Source organism: Yoonia sp. (assembly GCF_046498525.1).
Classification (GTDB): domain Bacteria; phylum Pseudomonadota; class Alphaproteobacteria; order Rhodobacterales; family Rhodobacteraceae; genus Yoonia.
The window spans coordinates 1-4707 of sequence record NZ_JAWOAN010000008.1 but is presented as its reverse complement, the minus strand read 5'-3'; the positions used below and the strand labels follow the sequence as shown (position 1 = coordinate 4707).

The window sequence follows — 4707 nt, the reverse complement described above, 5'->3', positions numbered from 1 at the left end:
CGCGTCAAGTTTCTCAACAGGTTTGAGTTTGCCGTTTTCCCAGGCCGGGATCATGATCGTCATGTGCGCAGCGGAGAGACAAGCCGCGTCAGATGCGCGAGGTTCTTGATGCCGATCTTCAAATGAGCCATTGGCCGTGCCTTTACCAGTTTCTTGTTCATATAAGCCTCAAACGTCAGCTTTTGCACGTCGACATCATGACACAGGGACACAAACCTTTCACGCCGTTCGTCGCTGCGGTAATATGCTTTTTGCATCGCGCCCAGAACCCGGAAGACCTGCTTATGTTCGCGCATGAACAGCTTGCGCGCCAGTTGCAAGTCTTTTACGCGTCCTGATGCCAAAGTAGCCGCTGCTGCGGTTGCTGCGACCCGCCCGCCGACCATCGCGTAATAGATGCCTTCGCCCGATGAAGGTGCCACGACGCCTGCCGCATCACCGGCAAGAACGACATCCTTGCCATTGTCCCAGCAATCGAGCGGTTTCAGCGGGATGGGCGCGCCTTCCTTGCGGATCGTTCTGCAGTCGGTCAGCCCGGATGCCGCGCGCAGATCGGCGGTGGCTTTTTTGACATCCACAGATTTAATCATCGACCCCATGCCGACGCTTGCTTGCCCGCCATGGGGGAAGACCCAGCCATAGAAATCAGGCGAGATTTTACCATCATAGATCACATCGCAGCGTGCCGGATCATAGGTTGCGGTGGCCGCAGGTGCTTCGATAATCTCGTGATACGCGATCACATAGGGGATCTTGTCGCCGTCTTTCACTTCGGCCCGCGCTACGTTGGACCTTGCCCCATCGGCTCCAATCACCAGCTTGGTGTCCAGCGTCATCTCATTGCCGCTGACCTTGTCGCGGTAGACCACATGCGTGCCGTCGCCATCACGCACGATTCGGGTGAAAGTGCCGGTATAGCGATGTGCGCCTGCTTCCTTGGCCCGTGTGCGCAGGAATTCGTCAAAATGTTCGCGATCGACCATGCCGACAAAACCGTTTTCAATCGGGATATCGACCTGCCGTCCTGTGGGCGAAATCATGCGTGCGGTGTTTACCTTGGCGACAATCTGTTCGTCGGGGATGAAGAAATCTTCGATCAGCCGCGGCGGGATCGCACCACCACAGGGTTTGATCCGCCCGTCGCGGTCGATGAAAGCCACCTTGTGTCCGGACCGCGCGAGGTCTTCTGCGGCGGTGGCTCCGGATGGGCCTGCGCCCACGACAACGACATCATATTGCATTTACTATTCTCCCGGAACCAGTGTGGCGGATGGCATCTTGCGATCCATGATTTTTGCGGCCATTGCGGCGGCTGCGATAAAAATGGCGGCTTCGGCGATAAAGACGGACCCGAAAGCCTGCGTATCGGTCATGCTAAAGCGCAACAGGTCGACCATGCCCGCGCCGACCAGCCCGCCGAAGCCGGCGGCAATGGCCTGTGCGGCACCCCAAAGGCCCATGCGGGTCCCTTCGCGGCGCTCGGCACCGTCAGCGGCCAGTGCCATCATCGATCCGATCGCGGCGACGGCAAACATGCCGTTGAAGAAACCCAGCAACACAACAGCAGGTATCAACGGTGCACCCGGCCCGATCGGCCCGATGAAAGTGATCCCGATCAGCGCCATCGCGGACCCGACACAGCCGGTCATGACCCAGTTGCGTAGCGCGCCGATCTTGAAACCGGTGGCAAGAATTCCAACCGCAAACATCCCGATGAACACGCCGCCATTCTGCGCACCCGACAGTGATGTCGATTGTCCCGGCGTAAAGCCAAAGACAAGGCCGGCATAGGGCTCGAGGATCAGTTCCTGCATGAAATAGGCCGTCATCGACAGAAAGACGAAGATGGTAAAGTTGCGCGCCTTTCGCTCTGCCCATACCTCTTTCAGGCCGTCCATGAACGGTGTCGGGTCGGCCTCGCGTACGGCAATCAGGTTCTGCTCGATCCGCCAGACGGCAAGGCAAGTTACCAAAGTTGCAATGGTCACGACGAAACCGACGATCTTGATCAACAGCATGGGCGTATAAGGGTCGATCAGCCGCCCGACGATCCCTGCGGTCATCGCGATGCCGAAGATCATCATCAGCCATGTGATCGTTGCCGCCGCCGCGCGGCGGTCCGGTGCTGTGGTTGTCGCCAAAAGGGCGAGCAAGGATGTGCCGGACGCCCCGACCCCCAGACCGATCAGCGTATAGGCGATGATCGATACGCAAAGCCCCAGCGCAAAGGATTGTTCAAACGCCAGCACACCGCAAGTGGCTGTAAACGCGCCCACTGCAAGTGCAGCCATGCCCCCGATGATCCAGCGGGTCCGGTGCCCGCCCGTGTCGGAATAAAAACCCCAATGCGGTCGCGTCAGCTGGATGCCATAATGCAGGCCGACGAGAAGACCGGGCAGAATGGCAGGCAGCGATAGTTCGACGACCATCAGCCGGTTCAGGGTGGATGTTGTCAGCACCACAATCGCGCCCAGCGCCATTTGCACCAAACCCAACCGGAAAATCTGGAACCATGAAAGTGTCATCTCAGCCCCCGATGCCGCGCAAAGCAACGGCACTGATCATCATGCCGCTAATATAGAACAGAATGCCCATGCCCTGATACCAAGGCGTCTTGCCTTCCGGATCACGCAGCAGAACCTGCATTGCACCCAATTGCACGGCGAGCATCGCAGTGACGCCCAGTGCGTAGACAGGTTTGCCCCAATAAATCAGCAGGCCAATCACGACAGCCTGCGGCACGGCCATGATCCAGCACGCGACGCGTGCGGCGCGGTCAGGGCCCAATGTGACAGGAAGAGATCGCAAGCCAGTGGCCCGATCCCCTTCGATCGCCTTGAAGTCGTTGAGCGTCATGATCCCATGCGCGCCAAGGCCGTATAAAAGGGCGATGACAATAACCTGTGGACTGGGCGCGCCAGCCGCGACGACGGCCGCCCCTGTAATCCATGGTAGGGTTTCGTAAGCCAGTCCGCAAAGGCCCGGCCCCCACCAGCCGGATTTCTTGGCGCGGATCGGTTCTGCGGAATAGGCCCATGCGGCTGCAACGGCAAGGATCGTCGCACCAAAGCCCCAAGGGCCAAGTTGATAGCCGACGGCCAACCCTAAAACAGTCATTACAAGGGCGATATAAAGACCCCAGCGCCCCGGAATACGCCCTGATGGAATCGGGCGGTCAGGTTCGTTGATCGCGTCCACATGCCGGTCGCACCAATCGTTCGCTGCCTGCGACATGCCGCAGACGATCGGCCCGGCAAGGATCACCCCAAGTGCGACTAAAACCCAATGATCAGAGGGGTTTGCGCCGGAGGATATAACCCCACACAAATAGGCCCACATGGGTGGAAACCATGTCACGGGCTTGATCAGCCGCAACATCGCGCGCGGCTCGGGCCAGCGGCGTATTTGTGGATTGATCTGTAAATCTGACGTGACACTCATATTGTCATTTTAAAATGACATATGGGTTTTGGGCAAGTGTAAAGGTGCATTGACACTGTGCCATCTTGTCACTCTGAAAAGGGCCGCTTTGAATAATGCCATTTCAATCGAATTGTTCCGTTAAGCCTGCTTTCACTTTCTGTCGTTTATCCCCGGCATTGGGTGAAGAAACGAGGTTGTGGGATGAGTGCAGGATCAAACGCGCCAACGATTATCAAACGCAAGAAAGTCATCGCAGCCAGCGGCCATCATGGCGGTGCCTGGAAAGTGGCCTATGCCGATTTTGTCACGGCAATGATGGCTTTTTTCATGCTCATGTGGCTGCTGAACGCCACGACCGAGCAACAACGCAAAGGGCTTGCAGACTACTTTTCCCCGACAATTCCGATCAATCGTGTGTCGGGTGGCGGGTCCGGTGCCTTTGGCGGCGACGATATCTTTACACAACAAACACTGGCGCAAAGTGGGACAGGGGTCAGTCAGCCTACGATCGGGATGAATCCAGTCAGCAGCGAACAAGACGCAGAGGCCGAGGCCGCCGAGGTAGCCGCCTTGCGCGATATAGAGGCGGTATTGATAGGGCAGGGTGGCGAAAGCATGATGTCCGATCAGGCGTTACGCCATATTATCACGCGTCTGACCGACGAGGGCCTTGTCATCGAAATATACGATCTGCCGGACGTGACGCTTTTTGTGGGTGAAACTTCTGTTCCCAATCCGGTGTCCGCTGAAATCGCGGCGATCATGGCGCGCCTGTTTCAGGTGGTCCGCAACGATGTAGCGATCGAAGGCCATTTGAGCGTTAAGTCCCTGCTGCACGTCAATAATCCGATCTGGGAACTATCGACAGATCGCGCGGCCCAAATGCGCCTGATGCTCCAAAGTGGCGGGCTGGACCCGATGCGTATCGTGCGCCAGACTGGTGCCGGCGACCGTGAACCGGCCATGCGCGATGCCACCGCGCCACGCAACAATCGGATCGAGGTGATCCTGCTCAGATCCGATGTCTGAGACAAGACCGTTCGAATTTTACAAATTAGGGAGGCGTTAAGGCACCGCGTTTATGACGGGAGGATAAGTAGTGTCATCCCTGATGCAGAAAGGCTCAATTATATGACGATTTCCTCTTCTTTGAATGCAAGCGTCGCTGGTCTGGCGGCGAACGCATCTCGATTGGCGACGATTTCAGACAATATTTCAAACTCATCGACCTATGGCTACAAAAGGGCTGTCACAGATTTTCAGTCAATGGTGATTGAAAGTGGT

5 protein-coding genes are annotated in these 4707 nt (G+C 57.3%); 2 read left to right on the top strand and 3 right to left on the bottom strand.

What is annotated here, in order from left to right; genetic code table 11:
• Positions 1-59 precede the first annotated feature (59 nt).
• The 3 genes from R6T97_RS00465 to chlG are packed head-to-tail and all read right to left on the bottom strand — an operon-like array spanning position 60 to position 3441.
• A complete protein-coding gene (locus R6T97_RS00465; RefSeq protein WP_410347345.1) occupies positions 60-1241 on the bottom strand; it encodes a geranylgeranyl diphosphate reductase in 1182 nt (393 codons plus the stop codon).
• A gap of 3 nt (positions 1242-1244) precedes the next feature.
• Positions 1245-2525, bottom strand: coding sequence for a BCD family MFS transporter (locus R6T97_RS00460; protein WP_410347344.1), 1281 nt, complete (start codon positions 2523-2525; stop codon positions 1245-1247).
• A gap of 1 nt (position 2526) precedes the next feature.
• The gene (gene chlG / locus R6T97_RS00455; protein WP_410347343.1) at positions 2527-3441 is read right to left on the bottom strand and encodes a chlorophyll synthase ChlG; all 915 of its coding nucleotides are present in this window, start codon (positions 3439-3441) and stop codon (positions 2527-2529) included.
• A gap of 183 nt (positions 3442-3624) precedes the next feature.
• Between chlG and R6T97_RS00450 the strand changes: the two genes are divergently transcribed.
• Positions 3625-4452 (top strand): flagellar motor protein MotB, encoded by an 828-nt coding sequence (locus R6T97_RS00450; RefSeq protein WP_410347342.1) that lies wholly within the window; start codon positions 3625-3627, stop codon positions 4450-4452.
• 102 nt (positions 4453-4554) lie between these two features.
• A partial coding sequence (locus R6T97_RS00445) for a flagellar basal body protein (protein ID WP_410347346.1) occupies positions 4555-4707 on the top strand: 153 nt, incomplete at its 3' end.